Genomic DNA, 22628 nt, shown 5'->3' with positions numbered 1-22628 from the left:
CGCTTTCTGGAACCATGGCAGTCAGGAACAGGCCAGACCCGAAGGGGGCGCGGGTGCGCACGGTCGAGATCTCTGCGGAGAACCCGGACGATTTCGACGTCCTGTACGGCGAGTTGCAGGGCCTCGGCGGAATCGCGGTGGAGGCAGTCCCCGCGCCGATGGAGCCCGGGGACCAGGGCTCGGTCGTGGACCTGCTGACGGTGGCCTGCGCGTCGGGCGGTGCCGTCGCGGTGTTCTTGGGGATCGTCAAGTCGCTGCTGGATTCCGGGGGTCCGGGTTTCGTCCTGAAGGTCAGGCGCGGCAACGTCCGGCTGAAGATCACCGCCGACACCTTCGAAGAGGTCCGGCCGGTCCTGGAGGAGCTGCTGGGTGGACCGTGACCTGACCAGGTCCCGCGCGATCCTGATCGGCAACGGCACATACCAAGACCCCCGCATCCCGGATCTGCCCGCAGCCGAGTGCGTGATCGCCATGACGGACCTGCTCACCGGCGAGCTGTGCGGATGGCCGGCCGAACGCGTCACCTCCCTGGTGGACGTGGCGTCCCCGGATGACCTGGCCCGCAAGGTGATCGAGGCGATCCGCGACACCCAGGACGTACTGCTGGTGTATTACGTCGGCCACGGGGTGCGCACCAGTGAGGGGCAACTCGCTCTGACTGTAGGCAACACCGACCCGGACTGGGAAGCGTTGCCGCACACCGCGATCCTCTACGAGAACCTCGCCAAGATCCTGCGCCGCTGCCGGGCGGCCACCAAACTGGTCCTCTTGGACTGCTGCCACGCCGAACTCGCCAACAAGGCCAATCACTTGTTCCAGTCCGTCGACTTCGGGGAGACCTACCCGATCGACGGCGTGTACGTCATCGGCGCCAGCAGCAGGGACAAGAAGGCCAAGACTCCCCTGTCCGGGACCCTGACCTGCTTCACCGAGGCCTTCTTGAACGTGGTGCGCACCGGCATCCCCGAATCGCCGGATCCGGCACTGCGCATGGAGCAGATCTTCCTCGAACTGCACGCCCGGCTCCGGAACGACGGCCTGCCCGAGCCGGTGGACAGCGGAGCCCGTGGAGCACGCCGTTTCCCCTTCGCCCTCAACGCCGCCCACCTCGATCATCACGTGGAGCTCCCCGAGGACACCCCGGAAGCACCTCCCGGACGGCTGCCCCGGGTGGACCGGCGTACGCTGCTGACCGCCGTCGGCGCCGTCGGACTGACCGTCGGCACCACGATCCTGACGCTCAAGGGCCATACCACTGATACGGCGACAGCCTCGCATCCCAGTAGGACGCCGCCGAGCAGCCAGGCCCCGAACACGGTGTCGCCGGTCGCGATGACCTCACTGGGGCAGCCGCTCCTCGGCCACACGGACGCCGTCCACTCGGTGGCCTTCCAGCCGGGCGGGCGGGTCCTGGCCAGTGGCAGCGCCGACCAGACGGTCCGATTCTGGGACCTCACCGATCCCCCGCAGCCCAAGCCCATCGGCGGCCCTTTCTCCGGCCATACCGACACCGTCTATTCGGTGGTCTTCAGTCCCGACGGAAACCTGCTGGCCGACGGCAGCGCCGACCAGAAGGTCCGGCTGCTGAAGGTGACCGACCCCGCGAAGCCGGTGCCCCTCGGCCGACCGGCCACCGGCCATACCGACGCCGTCTTCTCCGTGGCCTTCAGCCCCAGCGGCGAACTGCTGGCCGGCGGCAGTGGCGACCGCACGATCCGCCTGTGGAGGGTGACCGACCCCGCACACCCCGAACTGGTCGGCGAGCCCGTCATCGGACATACGGACGCGGTCCTGTCGATGGCCTTCAGCCACGACGAGAGCGTCATGGGCAGTGGCGGGTCCGACCACGCGGTCCGGCTGTGGAACGTGGCCGACCCTCCGGCACCCATCGGCCCCGCCCTCCCCGGCCACACCGACCGCGTCTACTGCGTGACGTTCAGCCCGAACGGGCACCTGCTGGCCAGCGGCAGCGGTGACCGGACGATCCGCCTGTGGAAGGTGGCCGACCCCGCGAACCCGGTCCCCCTGGCAAACCTCACCGGGCACACGGCCGCCGTCAACACGGTCGCGTTCCACCCCGACGGACGTGTGCTGGCCAGCGGCAGCAGCGACAAGACGATCCGCCTGTGGCGTGTAACCGAATCCGCGAACCCGGTGCCCCTCGGCCGACCCTTCACCGGGCATGGCGGCGCCGTCTACTCAGTGGCCTTCAGCCCGGACGGAAACCTGCTGGCCAGCGGCAGCGCCGACCAGACGATCCGCCTGTGGAGACTGGCCCGCTGAACACCCCTGGGCAGCCAGTGGATCCCCCCTGCGGAGCAGGAGACGACCGGTACGCAGTTCGGTCATAGCGGCCGACCAACCCGATCTGCATCCGGGGGTCGAAGGATGACGCCGACCCCTACAGTGCGCGCCCGTGCAAGCTCGAGTTCACCCCGGCGTCTCATCACGTTCGGAAGAAGCGGTCAGCTTGGCCCCTGTCACATGACTTGCCGGCCAGGAGGCCCGATGCCATCGCACGCGCACAAGCAGCGCACCACCGTACGACGTTCCCTGGCCGTGGGCGTGCCCATCGCCCTGCTCGCGGCGATCGGCGTGGCCGGGGCCGGGACCGCAGCGGGTGTGCCGGGCCCCGAAGGTGACAGGGCGCGGGGTGCGTATGTCGAAGGCACAGCCACCCTCGCAGACATCCCGCTCGGTGCGTTCAGCAATGGCCTCCTGCCCGGTTCGGTCGCGGACGACCGCGGCATCGACCTCGGTGGGATCGGCAGCGACATCTATCCCGCCGGCCGCAAGGGCGAGTTCTGGACGGTGAGCGACCGCGGTCCCAACGGCCAGATCAAGGTGGACGGCACGAAGCGCCGCACCTTCCCCGTCCCCGGCTTCGATCCGGCGATCGTCAAGGTCCGGGTGTCCGGCGACCGCGTGCGGGTGCTCCAGGCGATCGCGATCACCACGCGGTCCGGCAAGCCCGTCACGGGGCTGCCCAACCAGGCCTCGCGTGACGAGGCCCCGTACACGTACGACGCGAAGACTCCGCTCTCGTACGACCCGAACGGTCTGGACACCGAGGGAATCGTGCGGGCGGCGGACGGCACCTTCTGGCTCGCCGACGAGTACGGGCCGTCCCTCGTGCATGTCTCCGCCCAGGGGAAGGTGCTCACGCGGTACGTCCCCAAGGGGCTGAACCTCAAGGGGGCCGACTATCCCGTCGTGGAGTCGCTGCCCGCCATCCTGCTCAAGCGCAAGACCAACCGGGGCTTCGAGGGCCTGGCCCAACTCCCGGGCGGCGACCTGGTCCTCGCGGTGCAGAGCCCGCTGTCCGTTCCCGACACGGCCGCAGGCGAGAAGTCCCGCAACGCACGTCTGCTGCGCTTCTCGCCGAAGAAGCGCGCCGTGACGGCCGAGTACGGCTACCGCTTCGACGCGGTGGACGTCGTCGATCCGGGCGAGGACAAGACCTCCGAGCTCAAGATCTCCTCGCTGGTGGCGATCGGAAGCGACCAGCTGCTCGTGCAGGAGCGCACCGACAAGGCCTCCCGGATTCACCGGGTCACACTGCCGCACGGCCGAGGCATGCTGGGCAGTGCCTGGGACGACTCGGCGACCTCCCCTTCGTACGAGCAGCTGGACGACCCCGTCGCGGCCGGTGCGCCGGTGCTGCGCAAGACCCTCGTGGTCGACTTCAACACCGTCACGGGCGTACCCGGCAAGATCGAGGGCATCGCGCTGACGGGCCGGAACACCCTCGCGCTCATCAACGACAACGACTTCGGCATGACGGACGGCCCCGGAGCCTTCGACGCGCACGGCCGGCTGGTGGACAGCGGCATTGATACGACGGTGACGTACGTGCATCTGTCCAGGCCACTGCGCGGCTGAACTCAGGCAGGGGGCCGCCCCGACTACGCCGCTGGGCAGGTCGTCAGGGCGCCCCCTGTGCTTCGGCACGTCGCAAGGAGGCGGGCGTGCGCCCGGTGAAGTCCCGTGCCGTACGGGTGAGGTGGGCTTGGTCGGCGAAGCCTGCGGTGGCCGCGGCCAGAGCGGCCGTCGAGTCCGGCAGGCCTGCGATCGCGGTGCGCAGCCGGCCCCATCGACGCAGGCGGGCAAGGGCGATGCCCACATCCTCGCGGACCAGGGCGCGCAGCCGCGGGGCCGACAGGCCGACCTCGGCAGCGATGGAGGCGATGGGCAGGTCCGGATCGCGCACCGTACACAGCTCGACAGCGTGGGCGACTCTCGGATCGAGCGGGGGCGGGCGCCCGGTGAGTGTCCGCAGCTCGGCGTATCCGCCGCCCAGGTCAGCGCAGGTGCCGGGGCCGTCGGAATCGGTGGTGCCGAGCGCAGCGAGCAGGCGGCGCACCTCGCCGACACTGAGCCGTACCGGCCCCGGGCGCGGGGGCAGCAGCCAGGAGTCGATGAACAGGGCGAGGTAGGGCGCGGTCGCCGTGCAGGAGTGGGCGAGCCGGGGCGGAACGATCAACCCCGGCGCCGCCACCAAGGGCCGTCCCGGCTGAAGGAGTTCGGCGTGGCCGCCGATCGGCAGCACGGCTTTCCAGGCGGGCAGCCGGTGTTGGGCGACGCGGAACGGGCGGGACTCGGCGAACATCGTCGCCTCGGGGCCGGTCGCGAAGACGGTGCGGCGATCGTTTTGTTCAAGTGCCCAGGCACGAGGTGAACGGATCATCGTGCCATGCACGCTATCGCTTCCGTCGCCTTGGCGGTGTTCCTGGTCGTCACGGGGGTCATGCATTTCCTGTCCCCCGGCTACTTCCGCACGCTGGTACCCGCATGGATCGGCCGGGAGCGGCTCCTGGTGGTAGGTAGTGGGGTAGCCGAGATCGTGTCGGGTGCGCTGGTACTGGTTCCGGGCGTCCGGCAGGCCGGGGGCTGGGCCGCTGCCGCGCTGATCACCTGTTACCTGGTGTCCCACGGGGACGCGCTACGACGGGCGCGGCCGGACCGGCCCAGGCTGCTGGAGCGGCCGGTCGGTGCGGTGGCTCGGCTGGTGGTGAACGCCCTGTACATCGCCTGGGCGGTGGCAGTGGCCGGCTCCGCGCCCTGACGCCGATGCGCGGCGCCCCGAACGGGACGCGCCGCAGCGGTTTACAAGGAGGCTGTCGTGCTAAGCACGGTGGGTTTCGGGGCGCGGGGTGTGCCGGTCGGGGAGGAGCCGGATTCCTGAGCTCACGGCGGCAGGGGGGGCTCTGGTCGGTCGCAGCACCGCGATGCAGCGCCGGCCCGGCGGCCGGGACGGGCATCGTCACGGGCGACGGAGCACGACGGCCAGGAAGTGCGGCTGCCTCTGGGTCTTCTCACACCGGCGGGGATCGACAGGTGACGGGGACGGCACAGGCAACAGGCCACCCGGCTCGGACCGGCGGGTCGAGTGATCACGGCAGGGTGTCGTCGAGCCACGCCTCACCCCACGTAAGCCCATTCGATCAGCCCGATTACGCACCGTAACGCAAGACTCGCGGATCCGAGGGATTTACTTGAAGTCTCACATTGTTTTATGGTCGCAAGCGAGGCCACCGCCTCACCCTTCGCTGCCCCGGGAGAGCCCCATGCCTGTACGCCGCCTCAACCACGCGGTGCTCTACGTGCGTGACGTCGCACGAGCCGTCGAGTTCTACACCGACGTCTTCGGCTTCAAGCTCGACGTCGACATCCCCGGCCGCGCCGCGTTCCTCAGCGCCGAGGACACGCTCAACGACCACGACCTCGGCCTCTTCTCCGTCGGACCGGACGCGCCCGGCCCCGAGCGCGGCCGCGTCGGCCTCTACCACCTGGCCTGGGAGGTGGGCACGCTCGGCGAGCTGGTCGCTGTCGCCGACAAGATCAACAAGCGTGGCGCCCTGGTCGGCTCCACGAACCACGTCGTGTCGAAATCCCTGTACGCCAAGGACCCCGACGGCAACGAGTTCGAGATCATGTGGCGCGTACCCCGCGAGGACTGGCCGACCGCAGGCGAAGAAACCCGCCCCGGCCCGCTCGACCTCGAAGAATCGCTCAAGCGCTGGGGGCCCGACCTCAAGACGGGCGCCGCGGCCGGATCCGCCACCTGAAGGACGATCCATCGCCGAGGCCGAGTTGCCCCTTCCTGAAGACGTCTTGCCCCTTCGTCCCGCCCGCGCTGCCCTCGCATACCTGGTCCACGCAACGCACTGCCCCATGGCCATGCCGACCGGCAACGCCTTCGCCATCGATCACGTCACCTGTCGCGGTGGGAAGAACTTCCTGAAGATCTGGTCGCACAGCGGGGCGCGTCAGAGCGTGGACTGCTACGCGAACCGCGGGAAGACCGACTTCGGCGGGTGGCGGGTCGACAAGATCTCCACCGGGAACAACGACCTGATCTACTACGACGCCAACGGCGACTCGGTGAAGATCGAACGCTGGCACGAGAGACACCGCCAATTACCGGGCGAGCTGGAGGGGGTTCCGCCGCTGCCGTCGTCGGGCGCCGTGACCTCGCCGGGCTCTCACCCCGCCGTCAGCGCGAACGCGAGCAGCGCGGTGGAGGTGAAGTCGTCGGCCGGTTCCACCGTCTGCCACGCGCCGACGTGGTCGAGGTAGCGGGCACCCTTGCCGTCGAAGCGCTTCCAGGTGTCCGTTCCGTACGCGCAGGGGCGCATCGTGTCGAAGGAGTTGAGCTCGGACAGCTTGGCCGCCGCGTTCGGGCCGTTGACCACCGCACCGCGCAGGGGGGCGCCGGTGAGGTTGGCCGCCTGGTGCTCGGGGCAGTGCGGAGAGGTCTCGCCCGCGCCGACCATGAAACCGGTGCCCCAGGCGTTGGCACCCAGCGCCCAGCCGCGCTGACGCTCGGCGAAGGCGTCATAGCGGTGGTCGCCGGTCGCCCGCGCGTACAGCCGTGCGGTGGCGACCAGCCCGAAGGTGTGAGGCACCGCGTCGAAGTCCGTGTAGACGGCGCCCGCCCGGAACGGGTCCTTGTCGGCCCGCCGCTCACCGTCCGACAGCTGCCGCCGCAGATCCGCCACGGCCGCGCCGGACGGCGCGAGGCGCAGCAGGTCGGCGTGGGCGAGGGCGCTGACATCGGCGACGCCGAGTGTGCCGCGCGCGTCCGACGCGAGGTACTTCCGCATCCACTCCCCCGCCTCGCGCTGCCACCTCCCCGCCCGCTCATCGCCCAACTGACGTGCCGCCAGGGCCAGTTCCGCGGCGCCGAACTCCATGTCGTCCTGCCAGGACTCCTCCGGGTAGAAGCCGTGCGGGAACGCGGTCACCAGCTCGCCCGAGTGCTCGGTGTCGGCCTGCCCGTAGACGGCCGCGGCCTTCTCCAGCCACTGCCGGGCCCGCTCCGGGTTGTCCTCGGCGTCCGCCTGGGCGGCGAGCGCGAAGGCCCCGGCGACCCGGCCCGCCAGGTTGGGGCTGATGGGCTCGCCCGGCTCGTTCGCCCGGAAGACCGGCCGGTGCTTGATGGTGTAGTCGGGGTCGCCCTGGCGGACGTCCAGCGCGTCGTCCGCCTCCGGCAGCCGCCAGACGTCGTGGTCGCTGCGGAACTCCTTGCTGCCCGCGCCGATCCCGACCTGGGCGTAGAGCGTGCCAGTGCGGCCGTCCCACATCCGGTCGAGCCAGGCCAGGCCGTGGCGCGCCTCGGCGTCGAGCCCCGGCACGTCGCCGAACGAGCGCTGGGCGAGCAGCAGTTGGGCGGTCGAGTAGGACGCGGTGTGGGTGAACTTGAGGAAGTCGCCCGCGTCGAACCAGCCGCCCGAGACGTCGACGGGCCCTGCGACGCGCCGCAGCGGCTCGGTCAGTTCGGTGCCCTCGTCGTCGTAGCGGGGCGTGGCGTACACGGTCGCCGCGCGGTCCGCGAGGTGGGAGGGCTTGCGGTCCAGTACGCCGGGTACGACGTCGGCACCGTCGCGCTGGGCCTGGAAGAACCGCACGTTCTCGGCTGCCAGGCCGCGCATCAGCTCACCGGCCGGGGCGACCTTGAAGCGCGGCGAGGTGCCGGTGGCGGTTCCGGTCAGCTTGAGCCGGTAGGTGCCGGGTGTGGTCAGCGCCGTGAGGTCGAGGGTGCGGACCGTGTCGTACTCCGTATTCCAGGCGCCGGTACGAGGTCCGGTCCTGCCGCTCAGAACCGGACGGCCGGACTCGTCGACCACCTGGAAGCCCGCGCTCGCGACCGCGTCGTCGTCGCTGCCCATGGCGAACGCCTCCTTGGGACCACCGGTGAGGTACCCGGCCTGGTTCACCCGGACCACGACGGGATGTGCCTCGACTCCCCGCGAGGGCAGGGCATACCAGACGGCTCCAGAACCGATGAGGACGGCGGTGGCCAGGGTGACGGATGCGGCGCGCGGGCGCCTGACTTTCGCGAACATGCGGCCAGACTGGCGGACGCATCATGAGGAGAAGATGAGGGCTCCCGCCGTGCGGAGAGAATCCCGCCATGCGGAGGGAATCCCGCCGTGTCGGCGGATCGCCGCTCAGGAACGGCCCGGCCGGTCTGCTCAGGAACTCGCCCGGTCCGACCGCTCCGGTTCGAGCCGCAGCCGCAGCCGCACCAGCGCGCCGCCACCCGGTGCGGCCCCCGCCTCGACCGTGCCGCCGTGCAGCTCGGCGACCCAGCCGACGATGGCGAGGCCGATTCCGTTGCCGCCCGCGCCGGTGCGGGTGCCGAAGCCCGGACCGTGGTCGCGCACCGCGACCCCGTCGGGGTGCACCCGTACCTCGACGGGAGTCGCGCCGCCGTGCCGCAGCGCGTTCTCCACGAGGTTGCGCACCGCCTGCTCCAGCAGGTCGGGGTCCCCGGCGACCACCACGGGCTCGGCCGACACCGTGACCTCGGCCCCGGGATGGGCCCGTGCCACCTCCTCCACCGCCTGCTCCACCAGCTGGTCGAGCCGGAGCGGGGTCAGCTCCACCTCCTGGGTGCCCGCCTCCACCCGTGCCCGGGTGAGCAGCCCGCCGACCAGGCGGCCCATGCGGTCGACGATCCGGGCGGACTCGGCGCCGCCGTCCGACTCCAGCGTCGCCCGCAGCGTGGCGAGCGGGGTGCGCAGCTCGTGGGCCGCCTCGGCGAGGAACTGCTCCTGCTGGTCGAGCGCCCGCAGCGCGGGACGCATGCTGCGCCCGGAGAGCAGATGCCCGATCAAGGCGGCGGCCAGGACCAGGGCCGCGCAGCCCAGCGCGAGCCAGCGCACCAGGAGGGCATGGTCGCGCCGACCCGGGCCCGGATCGGCGCCGGCCAGGACGGCCGCGCCGATGCTGTCGTCGTCCCACACCGGCGAGACGGCCCAGCGCAGGGTCGTACCGTCCCGGGAGGTCTCGGTCGCGTACACCGTGTCCTGCTCGGACAGGACCCGCCGCCACAGCCCGTCGAGACGGTCGGGCGCGGGCAGCGCGCCCGGGCCCGGGCGCGACCAGCGCACATCCGGGTCCCGCCGCCCGCCGACGACCGTGAGCGCGCCGGGCTCCCGGGCCAGCGCGTCCTCCGCCAGGGGTTCGAGGTGGAGGACACCCTTGTCCATCCACACGGCCCGGGCCAGACCGTCGGCCCGGCGGCCGACCTCCTTGTCGAGCCCTTCGGTACGGGAGTGGGCATCGATGGAGGCGGCGACGACGGCGAGGACGACCAGGCAGGCGGCGGTGGTCCCGGCGAACAGGACGGTCAGCCTCCGCCGCAGCCGGGCGAGGCGCGCCACGGCCGGGCGCGGGCGCCGCCGCGGAGCGCTCACTCGGGGCCCGCGATGCGGTAGCCGACACCACGCACGGTCCCGATGAGCTCCGGGGGACCGAGTTTGCGGCGCAGCTGTGCGATGACGACATCGACGACGTTCGACATCGGGTCGCTCATCTCGTCCCAGCAGCTGTCGATCAGCTCGCTCCGGGTGACGACCTCGCCGGCGCGCACCATCAGCGCCTCCAGTACGCCGAACTCCTTGGCGGTCAGGGTGAGGAGCACCCCTGCCCGGCGTACCCGGCGGCGCGGCAGGTCCAGCTCCAGGTCCTCGACACGCAGCTCCGGCAGCCGCGCGGGGTGCCCCCTGCGGCACAGACTGCGCACACGCGCGGTGAGCTCGGCGAAGGCGAAGGGTTTGACCAGGTAGTCGTCGGCGCCGTGCTCGAACCCGGCGACCCGGTCGTCAACGGTGCCGAGCGCGGTGAGCAGCAGCACCGGAAGTGCGGACCCGGCGCGCCGACGGTCCCGTACGAGGTCGAGGGCGTCCCCGTCGGGGAGCCCCCGGTCGGCGACCAAGCAGTCGTACGTATTGACGTCCAGCTTGAGATCGGCCTCGTCGATCCGCACGGCGAGGTCCACGGCGAACCCGGCCGCACGCAGCCCCTCCACGACGACGGGCCCCAGCTCGGGGTCGTCCTCCACCACCAGCACACGCATGGGACGGCAGCTTACGGGCAGTCCGAAGCAGCTATCCGGCTCCGGTCGTGAACCCGCGGGGCTGCGGCTCCATTCCGGTGGTCTGCCTTCAATGACGAACCAGGCAGAACGGATGCCCCGCCGGATCGGCATAGATGCGCCAACTCCGCCCGTCGGAGCCGTCATCCAAGAGCGTCGCCCCTTGCGCCAGCACCTGCTCCTGGGCCCGGTCCAGGTCCGCGACACCGAGATCCAGATGGAACTGCTGGGGCCGGGCCGGGTCGGGCCACCGCGGCGGCCGATAATCCGCGGCCCGCTGGAAGGCGAGGACAAGGCCGGACGGCGTGTGCAGAGTCGCCCAGTCATCGTCGAGCGCCCACCGCTTGTCCTGCTGGTTGACGGTACCGCCGAGCAGGGACCGGTAGAACGCGGCGAGTTCCGCCGGATCCGGGCAGTCAAGGACCACGCATTGCAGATCAGCGATCATCCACCGATCCTAGGCGCCCCAGAGCGCCCCGGCCCTCGCACAGTCAAGACCGCAGGGGCACCACCCGGTCGCCCAGCTGTAGGTGAGTCAGGGTGCTAAACGGTCAGGACGATCTTTCCTCGGGTGCGGCCCGCCTGGCTCAGGCGCCACGCTTCGGCGGTCTCGGCCAGCGGCAGCGCGTGTTCCACGGGCACCGTCAGCTTGCCCGCGTCCGCGAGCGCGGCGAGCTCCGCCAGATCACCGCCGTCCGGGCGTACCCAGACGTAGTGGCCGCCCCGGGCCGCGGCCTCCCCGTCGGTGATGGACGCGATCCGCTCACGCTCGCGGAGCAACTGCTGCGAGACGTCGACCGCACCCTCGCCGATGAAGTCGAGGGCCGCGTCGACACCGTCGGGTGCCAGCTCCCGTACGCGGTCGGCGAGCCCGTCCCCGTAGGTGACCGGTTCCGCGCCGAGCTCGCGGAGGAAGTCGTGGTTGCGTTCACTGGCGGTGCCGATCACCCGGGCACCGAGCGCGACGGCGATCTGCACGCCGAGCGAGCCGACACCGCCGGCCGCGGCGTGGATCAGCACGGTCTCGCCCTTGGCCAGACCGACCCGCTTGATCGCCTGGTAGGCGGTGAGCCCCGCGAGCGGCGCTCCGGCGGCCTGCTCCCAGGTCAGCGCGGCGGGCTTCTTGGCCAAGGTACGGACGGGCGCGGCGACGAGCTCCGCGTACGTGCCGTTCTGCGCCCAGTCCTTGCGCACGTTGCCGAAGACCTCGTCCCCCACCGCGAACTCGGTGGCGTCCAGGCCGACCCGTTCCACCACGCCGGCCACGTCCCAGCCGGAGATCAGCGGGAAGCGGACTTCCATGATCGGGTCCAGGTAACCGGCCGCGAGTTTCCAGTCGACCGGATTCACCCCGGCCGCCTTCACCCGGACGAGGACTTCACCGGGCGCGACCTTGGGATCGGGCAGCTCGACCAGCCGCAGATCGTCGGCGGCTCCGTACGATTCAAGCGCAATTGCCTTCATGGTCCAGGACCGCTTTCCGGCCGGTCGCTGCGCTCCGGCCCAGTCGACGGGGGCTCTCCCCCTCCTGTGTCCAGCATTCACACGGCTGGGCGACATGGGCAACTCCAGCCGACAGCCGGAGCCGGCGGGACCTCGGACGCCCACCGGAGACCACCCACTCGCCGCGTCGGGGCGGGCGACCTCTCGTCAGTGCCTGGACGCCGACGGTGGCGCGGGTGCGAGGACGTAACCGCTGACCAGCCTGGCGACACCGAGCGCGCAGTCCAAGGCGATGACCGTGGACTGCGAGGTGCCGCCGCGCGCGATGATCAGGACGACGCCGGTCACGAGAACGGCGAGAAAGGTCGAGTAGTGGCGGCGGAGTGACGCCGCGAAGTCGATCGGCATGTCGTGCTCCCCTTCCTGTTCCTGGGCACTGCTGGACTGAGGTGTCCTCCATTCGACCGGTCGCCGTACCGGCCGTCCAGGGAATCCAACGGACCTCGATGTGCCGGGAAAGGGACCAGAAGTTCGGCCTTTTTCGGTGGAATTCGGTGAAGTTCCACGCTCTCGGCGTACGAGGTGCGAGCATCTCGGCCATCCGGCGTGTGTCAGGCACTTGGGGGGAACATGGAGGGCTACCCACGCGGCGCGCTGCCGCCCGTGCAGCGGTTCGCCGCGGCTCTGCGACGGCTCCGCATCACCGCGGGCGACCCCCAGCTCAAGACGATCGCCGCGCGGGCACAGTGCAGTCAGGCGACGGTCTCCGAAACGCTCAACGGCCACCGCCTGCCCAGTGAGACTCTGACCCGTCGGTTGGTCACCGCTCTGGGCGGCGACTGGGAGCGGTGGAAGGAGCTCTGGCGGGACGTCCGGACCGAGCTGGACGACCTGAAGCACAACACACCCGAGCCTCCGCGGACGCTGCAGGCGGAGATGGTCTGCTATCCGAACCCGCCCGCGTTCTACCGGGCCGCGGCCGACCGTGTACGCGCGGCCCGAAGCGAGATCCGTCTCACCTACGTACGGCTTCATCCTCCCGGCCAGTGGGTCGCCTCGGAGGTGGCCGCGTACTACGAGACGGTGCTGCAGTGGGCCAGGGAGCACGCCGGCGACTCCGCCAGCGTCCGGCGCATCATCGGCGTCCCGGAGCGCGACGGCATGCCGCCACCGGCCTATCTGGCCTGGCTGCGAGAACACCAGTCAGAAGTCAGGGACGTGTACTCGTACGAGGCACGGGTGATGTCCTGGAACAGCTCCTGCGCCTGGCACAACACAGCCCTCATCGACGACTCCGTCACCTTTCTCTCCTTTTCCGGCGCCGGCCGCCAACAACTCACCGGCTTCAGCGTCGAAGGGCCAACCTTCCTGGCGCACTTCGCATCCACTTTCGACCGAGCGTGGGGTGCGTTGCAGACGCTCGACGAATACGTTGCCCGACAGAGCCGGTGACGGCACACGTCGGCAACGGCTCTGCCCCCACGCGACGCGGCAGTTCCAGGCTCTCGAAGGTGCAGTCGCCGGTGAGTTCGTCCGTGGGCAGGCCGAACGCCGAGACCAGGTAGGTGCGGATGTAGTCGAAGGGCTGCTGGGCTGGCTGGCTCATGGCCGTGGTCTCCTTCACGGCGTGGGCACCCACGGCCAGGCCATGGGTGAATCCGGAGCAGGCGGCCGCGATGTCGAATGCCGGGACCGTACCGAGGTCCAGTCGTGCGGCAACCCAGGGGGCCGTCCCCGGCGAACGGTGATCGGGTGTCGTGGTCGTCAACACCACCAGATCCACCACCCGGTCGCCCGCGCTGCGCAGAGCGGCCCGCAAGGAGGCCCCCCGCCCGTTAATTGCTACCGCTTCGAGCGAGCGGATCGCTACCGTGACCGTATGACCACTGACGCCGCCTCACCCGATGACATCACCTTGCTGCCCCGGGCCGAGTTCGCCTTCCCCGGTCCGCTGCGCGACCAGCTCGTCGCGGCCATCCTCGATGGTTCCAAGACCTCCACCACCGGACTCGTGATCGACTACGAGCATGAAGGGGAGACGCCGCCGTCCATCGGGAGCCGCGCGGTCGTCGTCGACTCGGACGACCGTCCGGTCGCGGTCATCGAGGTCACCGGCGTGCGTGTCGTGCCGCTCGCGCAGGTGGATTTCGCTCACGTGGTGGACGAAGGCGAAGGCGACACCAGTATCGCCGGGTGGCGGGCGAACCACGAGCGGTTCTGGCACAGCGACGAGATGCGCGCGGCGTTGGAAGACCCGGAATTCACCGTGGACGACGAGACCTTGGTGGTGCTGGAACGCTTCCGCCTCGTCACCGACCTTCACCCGGTCTGATTGACCGTCCGAATGGTCTCCACGTTTACACCGGCACCGCATACAGTCGCTCAAAGGTACTGACGTAGACCAGCCCGTTCACCACGACTGGCGTGGACGCGGCATCGTGGGTGGGGAACCTCCACCGCTGTTCGCCGCTCGCGGCATCCACCGCGTACAGGTACTTGTCGTCGCTGGCGGTGGCGACGTACACCACCCCGTCGGAGACCGCCGGTGAGGAAAGGCTGCTGCCGACGGGGAAGATCCACCGCTGGCCTCCGGTGGCGACGTCCAGCGCGTGCAACTGCTTGCCACCGCAGACGTACACCAGCCCGCCTGACACCGCCACCGAGCCACCACCGCCGTTGGAGAACTCCCACTTCGGCTTGCCGTTGGCGGCATCTACCGCAAAGAGCCGACCGCCGGAGGTAGTGCAGTACACCACGCCGTCAGCCAGCACGGGCGGCGCCCAGGACACGATTCCGACGTGGGATTTCCACCGCTGCTCACCGGTGACGGCGTCCAGCGCGTACAGCAGCCCATCGTCGATTTCACCGACGTACACCACCCCGTCGGCCACCGCCGGCGAGGCCCGGAACGCCGTGGCGTCGGTGCGGAATTTCCACCGCTGTTTGCCGTCGGCGGCATCCACCGCGTACAGGTACGCGTCGCCGCTGACGTAGACCAGCCCGTCGGTCGCCGCCGGCGCATACGCATCCCCGCTGGTGGGGAAGTTCCACCGCTGCTTGCCGGTAGCCATGTCCACCGCGTACAACCGCTTGCCGCCACAGACATACACCAGCCCACCGGACATGGCCAGCGACGAAGGCTCTTCGGCGTCCTCCACGGTGCCGAACTTCCACCGCTGCCTGCCCGTGGCGGCGTCCACCGCGTACAGGGATGCTTCGCGGCCGCTCACATACACCACCCCGCCGGACACCAGCGGCGTCGCGTAGTTGGAACCACCCTTGGTGAACGTCCACTTGGGTTTGCGGGAGCCGCCCTTCACGAAGTACCAGCCCGCGACACCGAGTCCGCCGGCCGTGACGGTCCCGGCGAGGCCGAGCAGAGCCCGTCGACGGGAGACTCCGGTGGGCCCGGCGGCCGCAACCGTGGAGGGCTGGGGCACCCGGCGGGGAGAGTGCGCGTACGCCCGGGGCACGGGCTCGGTGGTGCCGATGACAGGAGTGGTCGCGGGGGACGTGTTACGTGGGTGAGCATCCGTACGGTCCTGCTCGGCGATGGTCGGCCGGGGCGGCACCGGGTCGGTGGCGGGTGGGGCGGCGCTCTGCGGGTCGGGGGTCCGCGCCGACGTGGGGCTGGGCGGCGGCTCCGGCGAGGGCGCGGTGGTCCGCAGCCGTACGGTCCGGGCGACGGCCTCCGGCATCCACTCGGCCTCTGTGAGCACAACGGGGGTGGCCCGCCCTCCTCTTGCGGACTCGGCCAGCTGGTCCAGCAGTTCGGCCGGGCCGGGCCGTTCACCCGGGTCCTTCACCAGGCACCGCGCCACCACTGCCCGAAGGGGCGCAGGCAGCGCGGCGAGGTCGGGTTCTTCATAGACGGTACGGAAGTTGAGCACGTGCCCCGAGCCGGTGCCGAACGGCCCTACACCGGTGGCGGTGAACGTCAGCACCGCGCCCAGGGCGAACACGTCACAAGCCGGTCCCACCGGCCGAGCGGTCAGTTGTTCAGGGGACATGAAGCCGGGTGTGCCGGGCATGACGCCGGTCCGGGTCAGCACGCTCGCCTCACCGGCCAGCGAGATCCCGAAGTCGATCACCCGGGGCCCGTCGGCGGCCAGGAGCACGTTCGACGGCTTGAGGTCCCGGTGGACCACCCCGGCCGCGTGGATGACCTCCAGCCCTTCGGCCAGCCCCGCCCCCAGCGCCAGCACCGGCTCCAGCCGCCACGGCCCGTGCGCTGCCACCGCCTCCCCCAGCGAAAGACCCGGCACGTACACCGTGGCCAACCACGCCGGCGATCCCTCTGGATCGGCGTCCACCACCCCTGCGGTGAAGGCCCCGTTCACCCGCCTGGCCGCGGCCACCTCCCGGGCGAACCGGCGCCGGAACTCCGCGTCCTCCGCCAGCTCGGGACGCACCACCTTCACGGCCACGGCCCGCCCGCCGGGCGAGCGGCCCAGGTACACCCGCCCCATGCCACCCGCGCCCAGTCGCGCCACGACCCGGTAGCGCCCCACCCGACGCGGGTCCCCCGCCTCCAGCGCCTCGAACACCCTTACCCCACAACCCTTTTGGCCTGCCGGACGGGCCGACCCCTCCGGCCTGAACGGAGAGAGCCCACATGATGCCCGAATCCTCATCAGCGTGAATACGGCCCTGCGCGTGGCGTAGCACGAGCGGGACGCGAGGGCGACACCCCGGCGACCCAAGCCTCGGCCCCTTCATGGACAAGCCGCTGCATCTGGCAGTCTCAGTGATAATCTGTCCTCCTGTCGATTTGCTCAGGGCTCTTCCCAACACGCGGAGGTACGAGCGCAGATGACGGATTCGGCGGAGTTCTGGGACCGTCGGTACACCCACGGCAACCTCGGCTGGACACTCGTTCCCCATCCGCTGGCGGTCGCGGAGCTCGCGCTCGTGCCCCCGGACGCGTCCGCCGGGCCGAACGCGCCGGGACGCCTGGCACTCGACCTCGGCGCGGGTGCCGGACGCCATTCCCTGTGGCTCGCCCGCCGCGGTTGGCGGGTGACGGCCGTGGACTTCTCCGCGACGGCCCTGGAGCGCACCCGCCGAGATGCCGCGGCCGAGGAACTGGATGTGACGACCGTCCTCGCGGACCTGGATTCCTACGAACCGCGGCAGGGCGCCTTCGGTGTCATCCTCATCACGTACGTGCACCCCGAGCCGCCGCTGCGGGCCGCGCTGTTGGCCCGTGCGGCCAAGGCGCTGGCTCCGGGCGGGCGGCTGGTCGTCGTGGGGCACCATCTCGACAACCTCGGCAGGGGCCTCGAAGGCCCGTCCGACCCGGAGCGGATGTTCACTCCGGAGCGCCTCTCCGCGGAGCTGCCGGATCTGCGCGTCGAACGGGCCGAGCGGGTGGTCCACATCGTCCCCACCGCGTCGGGCGAGCGCGAGGCGTACGCCACCGTGATCAGGGCGAGCCGCGCCACCGCCGACCGCCCGGACCTGCCCGCGTCAGCGGCCGGGCTACCGCACCACGAGACGTACCAGGAGACTCCGTAGGGCATCACACTCCTCGGCGGACAGGGGACTGAGGAACTCCCGATGGACCTCGGCCAGCACCTCCTGCGCCTCCAGCAGCCGTGCGATGCCCTGTTCGGTCAGGTGCAGGGCCGACGTCCGGCGGTCGGGGCCGCGTCTGCGCTCCATCAGCCCGGTCCCCTCCAGCTTGTCGACCAGGGCGACGATGGTCGTCCGGTCGATGCGGAGCTTGTTGCCCACGGCCCGCTGGTTCAGCCCCGGTTCGGCCGCGACGACGCTCAGCACACCGAATTGACGCATCGTCACATCAAGGGGGCACAAGTCGCGTTCGGCGCATCCCGTGACCGTCTGGGCGGCCTTGCGCAACAAGAAGCCGTGCCACTGCTGAAGCCCTTCGAACAAAGGCCGGTCCCCAACACCGAGTTCCCCGCTCACCGTCAATTCTCCGGCCCCCCTCGGATCCGACAGCGGCACCGACTGTCTTTCGGACAGAACATCAACGCTGCCGCGACCCGTCAAGCCTTCAACAGCGGGCGCGCGCACCCGTGACGAGCCGGGCAGGTCGCCCGTTACCCCAACTGAGCTCTCCCTTCGACCAGTTGGCGCCCGCGAGGGCCGCCCCCCGCGTTGACGATTCCGTCGGGCAGTCCCATACTGACCCATCAGGGCCTCTGACTATCAGCTTCATTGATTAATTGGCCTTCCGGGACAGTCATGGAGGCGCGGGCGCAGGCAGCCGCAGCCCGTCAGCAGGCCACGGGGCCGGAGGGAACACGATGAACAAGCACGTCAGCGACGCCCAGGACATGCGGCTGGTCTACGCCGGGTCCTTCCTCGGCAACTTCGACCGGATCGTGATCACACCGCTGCTGCTGCCCGCGTCCAAGGGGCTGGGCGTCAGCGTCTCCCACGTCACGATCGCGCTCACCGTCTATCTGCTGCTGTTCGGCCTGATGCAGCCTGTACACGGCCTCATCTCCGACGTATACGGGCGCGTACGGGTCATGCGCGCGGCCCTGTTCGCCATGTGCGTCGCCGACCTGGTGTCCGCGCTCGCCCCCAACCTGGGCGTACTCATCCTCGGGCGCGCGCTCGCGGGCGCGTCGGCGGCCGCCCTGCTGCCGGTGATGGTGGCGTACGTGGGCGACCGGCTGCCCTTCGCCCAGCGGCAGCGGACCGTGGCGAGCGTCCTGGCGGCCGGGGCGGTCGGCACGGCCGCCGCGACCGTGGTCGCCGGTGTGTTCACCCACTTGTGGAGCTGGCGCGCGGCCATCCTGCTGGTCGCGATCTGCTCACCGCTGCTCGCCCTCGCCTTCGGCCGCCTGCCGGAGGCCTCCGCCCCGGCGCCCAGCGGCACGAGCGTCAAGGCCCGGCTCGGCATGGTCTTCCGTATCGGCTGGTTCCGGTTCCTCGTGGTGTTCGCGGTCTTCGAAGGCGCGGCCATGCTGGGCTTCTTCAACTTCTTCAACACCGCGCTGCAGTCGGGCGGGCACAGCGTCGTGTACGCCGGTCTCGTCACCGGCAGCTACGGACTGGCCGCGGTGGCGGGCGGCGTGGCGGTGCGCACCCTGGGCAATCGGGTGTCGGCAGCGACCCACTTCGCCGTCGGCAGCGTACTGCTCGGCGTGGGCTATCTGGTCTGCGTGCCCGCCCAGTCGATGGTGACCGTGCTGGCGGGCAGCGTGTTGTCCGGACTCGCCTTCGCACTGGTCCAGTCCACCGTGCAGACGTGGGGAACCGAGGTCGCGCCGCCCCAAGTACGCGGCATCGCCACCTCATTGGTGGCCTGCGCCGTGTACACCGGGGCCGCCCTCAGCACGTATCTGGTGAGCGGGCTGGCGGACGACGAGCACTTCGGCACGCTCTTCGCGATCGCCGCCGCCGTCACCCTGCCCGTGGCACTCGTCGGGCCGGTCGCCCGCGCGCGGTTCTCGGCCGCGCTGGCCGACCGGCGCGACCAGCACCACCCGGCCGAGGCGCCGCCGGCCAGTCCCGCGAGCCGAAACCCGTAACAGCAGCGCTTCGGGGCGCGCTCAGCCGGGGGCTGTCACGCGGCCACGGTGTCCCACATCGCCCGTGAGGAAGGGCGGCGGGGGTGCTGAGGAGCGCGCTCGGCGAGCGTCGTCATCCAGGCGCCGATCTCCTGCAGTTCCTTGCGCCCGACGGCGGCCCGTACACGCGGGAACCACCTGCGGTCCTCCGCGTCCATGTGCCGTTCGACGATGTCCATCAGCAGACGGGCCTTGGCGTCGAAGGCAACGGCGTCGGGGCGCATGTCGTACAGCTCGGCGGCCAGCACGTCGGCGATGTGGTGCTCCTCCACGAAGCCCAAGACGTCCGGCTCGGTCTCGGGGACGAGGACGCAGACGCGCGGATACATGCCCTCCCGCTCGATGTACGTGTACACGGTCAGGGTGCGCAGGAAGGGCTCTATCACCTCGGCGTTCCGCTCGACCCGATAGGAGCGGATCAGCCGCCTGATCTCCTTGTGGCCTTCCCTCAGCATCACGATCGCGTCGGTGGACATGGGCAGCTCCCTGAGGCACAGGACTCACTTCCGCTCAGCCCCCTACCCGGCAAAGCGGATGAACATGCGCCGCTTTCGGGGCTGGCGGGCGTCGCGGGCGGGCTGATGCGCCCGGCCCCTCCCCCGACCTCGAATCCGGGGTCAGGCGTGTTCTGTCACTTGCCGTCGAGCGCGCGCTTGAGCTGGGCCTTGTTCATGTCGGAGCGGCCGTGGATGTTGCGGCGCTGGGCCTCGGCATAGAGCTGGTCGTACGTCGGCCCCTGCGAGCCGCTGTGCGAGCGCCGGCCTCCGCGCTCGGAGGACGACATGTCCTGCGTGGAGCTCTTGCTGGCGGTCTTGGACTCACCGGAGCGGGCGCGCTCCTTGTTCACGGTCCTGGCGGCGATCTCCTTCGCCCGCTCGGTGCTCTCGCCGCGCTCTTCGGCGCTCTCCTTGATGTGTTCGTACTGACGTTCCCGCTTCGGGCTGGATCCACGAGGCATGACGACTCCTTGGCTACCCTGGGCGATTGTTTACCTACTCAATCTCACCTTGTGCTGCTGCAACCGGCTCCGCAATTGGGGGGGGCGGGAGCGGCTGGGGGGCCGGGTCCTGGAGAACGCTCCCCTCGGGGTCGAACGTATGCGTCCATGGCCATCGGGTGCCCCGCCCGCGTCCGACGATGCGTTGCTCCGGCGGTTTCAAGTGAACGACGGCTCTCAGCCCAGGTCCATCACTTCGGTCGCCGCCGGAGCCCGTACCTCCACCGGCTTACGGCCCTCGTCACAACCGCCGGTGCCGTACGCACGACGTCCTCCCTGGTCACTCCTGCTGACGATCTGTCCCACTTCATGGAAGCGCTGTTCCGCGGTGCGCTGTTGCCGAAGCACATCAGGGAGAAGCTGTTCACCCTGCCACCTGCCGGGGTGCGCATGCTGGACGGGAGTCCGGCCCGCTACAGCATGGGGCTGCAGAAGGCCACGGTGAACGGTGTGACCTTCTGGGGGAAGACAGGAGAGTGGTACGGCTACCGCACAAGGGTGTGCTCCACGCGCGATCAACAGGCCCGGGCCGGTCGCGCCGGAGCACTTCTCCCCGGACGTCGCGTACCCGGCTCCAAGGCGGTGAATGCCGTCGGCCCCGGCTTCACGGCCACCGGGCTGAACCACGGCACCGGGAGCCAGAGCGGGGAGCAGGGCGCCGAGGTCATCGTGCGCTTGCCGCGGGTCGGCGCCGACGGCCCGACGGGGACGTTCCAGAACGCGGTCGGCGTCCTGCCCTGGTGACCGCGAGCCCGGCGCCCTGACACCGGCGGGGCCGACGCGCCGGTGTCAGCCGAGCGCCCCGGCCCTGCGCCGCGCGTCCTACAAAGACACTCACGCCATTTCGGGCTGCGGTTGCAATTCCCGTTGCCGCGCCAGCGCGGTCTGCGGTTCCCACGATTTCGTGGTCCGCACATAGGCGTAGACAACTGAACTCAGCGCCAGAAGGAGAAGCGGTCCGAACACCCACGGGTGATCGGCCATCTGCATCGGCAGATAGCGGTACGACACCAAGAGCGCAGCGAAGACCACTGTGCCGTAAGCGACCAGCTGAATCGCCGACCGGTCCCAGCCGCGGTTGAACGAGCGCATCGCCGCCTCGATCGTCAGCGCGAACACCACACCGGCAATGAGATCCGCACCGTAGTGGTAACCGAATCCCAGCGTCGCGCTGAGCGTGGCGACCAGCCAGAACGTGCCTGCGTATCGCACACCCCGTGAGCCCTTGCGGGAATGAATGAAGATCGTGGTGGCCCACGCCGTGTGCAGGCTGGGCATGCAGTTGCGAGGGGTGATCTGGTCGTACGGCATCGGGTGCGGGTTGAGCGGCGGCGGCGTGTTCGGCCACAGGTCGGCCACCACCCAGTGCCCGCCGCCGGTGCCGAAGGCGCCGTCGCCGTAGGCGAAGACCGGCCCGACCACCGGGAAGATCATGTAGATGGCCGGCCCGAGCAGTCCGATGACCAGGAAGGTGCGCACCAGATGGTGCTCCGGGAAGCGGCGCTCGACCGCCACCTTACGCAGCTGGTACAGCGCGACGAGAGCCGCTGCCAGCGGAAGCTGGCTGTACACGACGTGGAGAAGATGGGAGCCGACGGGGCCGGTCGCCTCGACCACTTGGCCGGCCAGCCACGACGGGTTGCCCAGCGCGTGGTCGGCGGTGGCCACGTACTGGTCGAGCACCATCGGGCGGGTCTTCGACGTGATGAGCAGCCAGGTGTCGCCGGTCTTGTGACCGGCCACCAGCAGCAGGCCCAGCCCGACGCCCTTCAGCAGCAGCGCACGCTCCCGGCCGGTGCGGCGCGTAATAGCGATGACCGCGCAGCCCAGAATCACCCACAATGCGCCATTGCCGAAGGCCAGCTTGGCATCGAGCGCCCACCGCAGCAGCAGGATAACGGCGTCGATACCGATCGCGACACCGATCGCGATGAACCGTTGCCTCCAGGTGAGCACCACCATCGTCAACGCCATACCGGCGTACAACAGCGGCCCCGATTTGGGGGCGAATACCACCTCCTGCGCCTGATTGGCGATCGGACCCGGCAGTCCGTAGTGACGCGCGGTGATCTCCAGGCCGATGAGGAATCCGAGGGTTACCACACCCGCCGTGGCCCACAGAATCGCCCGCGGCTGACGCCACGCGGCGAAGTCAATTCTATGGGCTATTCGCGAAAGCACCCGCGTTGTTATAGAAGTCAATTGTATGGCCGATTTGTTAGATTTTATTTGTATAGGTCATTTTCCGTGCCGGACA

Annotated in this window: 22 protein-coding genes and 2 pseudogenes; 11 read left to right on the top strand and 13 right to left on the bottom strand. The window is 70.3% G+C overall.

The window, feature by feature from the left end:
- Window positions 1-53: 53 nt before the first annotated feature.
- From QIY60_RS30240 to QIY60_RS30230, 3 genes are all read left to right on the top strand, one after another.
- On the top strand, window positions 54-380 hold the full coding sequence (locus tag QIY60_RS30240) for a hypothetical protein (protein WP_283145351.1): 327 nt from the start codon (window positions 54-56) through the stop codon (window positions 378-380).
- Window positions 370-2283 (top strand): caspase family protein, encoded by a 1914-nt coding sequence (locus QIY60_RS30235; RefSeq protein WP_283145350.1) that lies wholly within the window; start codon window positions 370-372, stop codon window positions 2281-2283. Before QIY60_RS30240 ends, QIY60_RS30235 begins: the two co-directional genes overlap by 11 nt.
- Before the next feature lie 225 nt (window positions 2284-2508).
- Window positions 2509-3882: an esterase-like activity of phytase family protein gene (locus QIY60_RS30230; protein WP_283145349.1), complete on the top strand. Its 1374-nt coding sequence runs from the start codon at window positions 2509-2511 to the stop codon at window positions 3880-3882.
- 43 nt (window positions 3883-3925) lie between these two features.
- Here QIY60_RS30230 and QIY60_RS30225 read toward each other — a convergent pair whose 3' ends face one another.
- Window positions 3926-4687: a helix-turn-helix domain-containing protein gene (locus tag QIY60_RS30225; RefSeq protein ID WP_283145348.1), complete on the bottom strand. Its 762-nt coding sequence runs from the start codon at window positions 4685-4687 to the stop codon at window positions 3926-3928.
- Window positions 4688-4693: 6 nt separating this feature from the next.
- Between QIY60_RS30225 and QIY60_RS30220 the strand changes: the two genes are divergently transcribed.
- The 3 genes and pseudogenes from QIY60_RS30220 to QIY60_RS30210 all read left to right on the top strand — a co-directional run.
- Window positions 4694-5065 carry a hypothetical protein gene (locus QIY60_RS30220; RefSeq protein WP_283145347.1) on the top strand — a complete coding sequence of 124 codons (372 nt, stop codon included), beginning with the start codon at window positions 4694-4696 and terminating at the stop codon, window positions 5063-5065.
- Between the two features lie 502 nt (window positions 5066-5567).
- Complete coding sequence (locus QIY60_RS30215) at window positions 5568-6068, top strand: VOC family protein (protein ID WP_283145346.1); 501 nt, start codon at window positions 5568-5570, stop codon at window positions 6066-6068.
- A gap of 106 nt (window positions 6069-6174) precedes the next feature.
- Window positions 6175-6408: pseudogene (locus QIY60_RS30210) on the top strand (beta/gamma crystallin domain-containing protein); the annotation flags it as partial.
- A 77-nt stretch (window positions 6409-6485) separates the two neighbouring features.
- On the opposite strand, the gene QIY60_RS30205 reads toward QIY60_RS30210, so the two are convergent.
- The 6 genes from QIY60_RS30205 to QIY60_RS30180 all read right to left on the bottom strand — a co-directional run bounded on the left by QIY60_RS30205 (window position 6486) and on the right by QIY60_RS30180 (window position 12235).
- Window positions 6486-8348 carry a glycoside hydrolase family 9 protein gene (locus QIY60_RS30205; protein WP_283145345.1) on the bottom strand — a complete coding sequence of 621 codons (1863 nt, stop codon included), beginning with the start codon at window positions 8346-8348 and terminating at the stop codon, window positions 6486-6488.
- Between the two features lie 129 nt (window positions 8349-8477).
- Window positions 8478-9704 carry a HAMP domain-containing sensor histidine kinase gene (locus tag QIY60_RS30200; RefSeq protein ID WP_283145344.1) on the bottom strand — a complete coding sequence of 409 codons (1227 nt, stop codon included), beginning with the start codon at window positions 9702-9704 and terminating at the stop codon, window positions 8478-8480.
- On the bottom strand, window positions 9701-10366 hold the full coding sequence (locus tag QIY60_RS30195; RefSeq protein ID WP_283145343.1) for a response regulator transcription factor: 666 nt from the start codon (window positions 10364-10366) through the stop codon (window positions 9701-9703). Before QIY60_RS30195 ends, QIY60_RS30200 begins: the two co-directional genes overlap by 4 nt.
- 88 nt (window positions 10367-10454) lie before the next feature.
- A complete protein-coding gene (locus QIY60_RS30190; RefSeq protein WP_283145342.1) occupies window positions 10455-10832 on the bottom strand; it encodes a VOC family protein in 378 nt (125 codons plus the stop codon).
- Between the two features lie 95 nt (window positions 10833-10927).
- Entirely contained in the window at window positions 10928-11848 is a 921-nt protein-coding gene (locus QIY60_RS30185) for an NADP-dependent oxidoreductase (RefSeq protein WP_283145341.1), read from the bottom strand.
- A gap of 186 nt (window positions 11849-12034) precedes the next feature.
- Complete coding sequence (locus QIY60_RS30180; protein ID WP_283145340.1) at window positions 12035-12235, bottom strand: hypothetical protein; 201 nt, start codon at window positions 12233-12235, stop codon at window positions 12035-12037.
- Window positions 12236-12457: 222 nt separating this feature from the next.
- Between QIY60_RS30180 and QIY60_RS30175 the strand changes: the two genes are divergently transcribed.
- Complete coding sequence (locus tag QIY60_RS30175) at window positions 12458-13279, top strand: helix-turn-helix transcriptional regulator (RefSeq protein WP_283145339.1); 822 nt, start codon at window positions 12458-12460, stop codon at window positions 13277-13279.
- Window positions 13280-13466: 187 nt separating this feature from the next.
- On the opposite strand, the pseudogene QIY60_RS30170 reads toward QIY60_RS30175, so the two are convergent.
- Window positions 13467-13640, bottom strand: a pseudogene (locus QIY60_RS30170) (3-oxoacyl-ACP synthase); the annotation flags it as partial.
- Window positions 13641-13706: 66 nt separating this feature from the next.
- Here QIY60_RS30170 and QIY60_RS30165 point away from each other — a divergent pair.
- A complete protein-coding gene (locus QIY60_RS30165) occupies window positions 13707-14159 on the top strand; it encodes an ASCH domain-containing protein (protein ID WP_283145338.1) in 453 nt (150 codons plus the stop codon).
- A gap of 25 nt (window positions 14160-14184) precedes the next feature.
- On the opposite strand, the gene QIY60_RS30160 is transcribed toward QIY60_RS30165, so the two are convergent.
- A complete protein-coding gene (locus QIY60_RS30160) occupies window positions 14185-16374 on the bottom strand; it encodes a PQQ-binding-like beta-propeller repeat protein (protein ID WP_283145337.1) in 2190 nt (729 codons plus the stop codon).
- 265 nt (window positions 16375-16639) lie between these two features.
- Here QIY60_RS30160 and QIY60_RS30155 point away from each other — a divergent pair, with 265 nt between their 5' ends.
- A complete protein-coding gene (locus tag QIY60_RS30155; RefSeq protein ID WP_283145336.1) occupies window positions 16640-17344 on the top strand; it encodes a class I SAM-dependent methyltransferase in 705 nt (234 codons plus the stop codon).
- On the opposite strand, the gene QIY60_RS30150 is transcribed toward QIY60_RS30155, so the two are convergent.
- Window positions 17309-17623 (bottom strand): MarR family transcriptional regulator, encoded by a 315-nt coding sequence (locus QIY60_RS30150; protein ID WP_283145335.1) that lies wholly within the window; start codon window positions 17621-17623, stop codon window positions 17309-17311. The genes QIY60_RS30155 and QIY60_RS30150 overlap by 36 nt on opposite strands.
- A 476-nt stretch (window positions 17624-18099) precedes the next feature.
- Between QIY60_RS30150 and QIY60_RS30145 the strand changes: the two genes are divergently transcribed.
- A complete protein-coding gene (locus QIY60_RS30145; protein ID WP_283145334.1) occupies window positions 18100-19335 on the top strand; it encodes an MFS transporter in 1236 nt (411 codons plus the stop codon).
- Window positions 19336-19370: 35 nt separating this feature from the next.
- Here QIY60_RS30145 and QIY60_RS30140 read toward each other — a convergent pair whose 3' ends face one another.
- Window positions 19371-19850, bottom strand: a complete 480-nt coding sequence (locus tag QIY60_RS30140; RefSeq protein ID WP_283145333.1) for a hemerythrin domain-containing protein — start codon at window positions 19848-19850, stop codon at window positions 19371-19373.
- Window positions 19851-20005: 155 nt separating this feature from the next.
- Entirely contained in the window at window positions 20006-20332 is a 327-nt protein-coding gene (locus QIY60_RS30135; RefSeq protein WP_283145332.1) for a plasmid stabilization protein, read from the bottom strand.
- A 348-nt stretch (window positions 20333-20680) separates the two neighbouring features.
- Here QIY60_RS30135 and QIY60_RS32810 point away from each other — a divergent pair, with 348 nt between their 5' ends.
- Window positions 20681-21115: a hypothetical protein gene (locus QIY60_RS32810; protein ID WP_349253969.1), complete on the top strand. Its 435-nt coding sequence runs from the start codon at window positions 20681-20683 to the stop codon at window positions 21113-21115.
- A gap of 90 nt (window positions 21116-21205) precedes the next feature.
- On the opposite strand, the gene QIY60_RS30125 is transcribed toward QIY60_RS32810, so the two are convergent.
- A complete protein-coding gene (locus QIY60_RS30125) occupies window positions 21206-22552 on the bottom strand; it encodes a phosphatase PAP2 family protein (RefSeq protein WP_283145331.1) in 1347 nt (448 codons plus the stop codon).
- Between the last annotated feature and the right edge of the window lie 76 nt (window positions 22553-22628).

It is taken from the genome of Streptomyces sp. BPTC-684, from assembly GCF_030028635.1.
GTDB lineage: Bacteria > Actinomycetota > Actinomycetes > Streptomycetales > Streptomycetaceae > Streptomyces > Streptomyces noboritoensis.
Note: the sequence above shows the minus strand (reverse complement) of the source record. Positions and strands in the feature narration are given on the sequence as shown.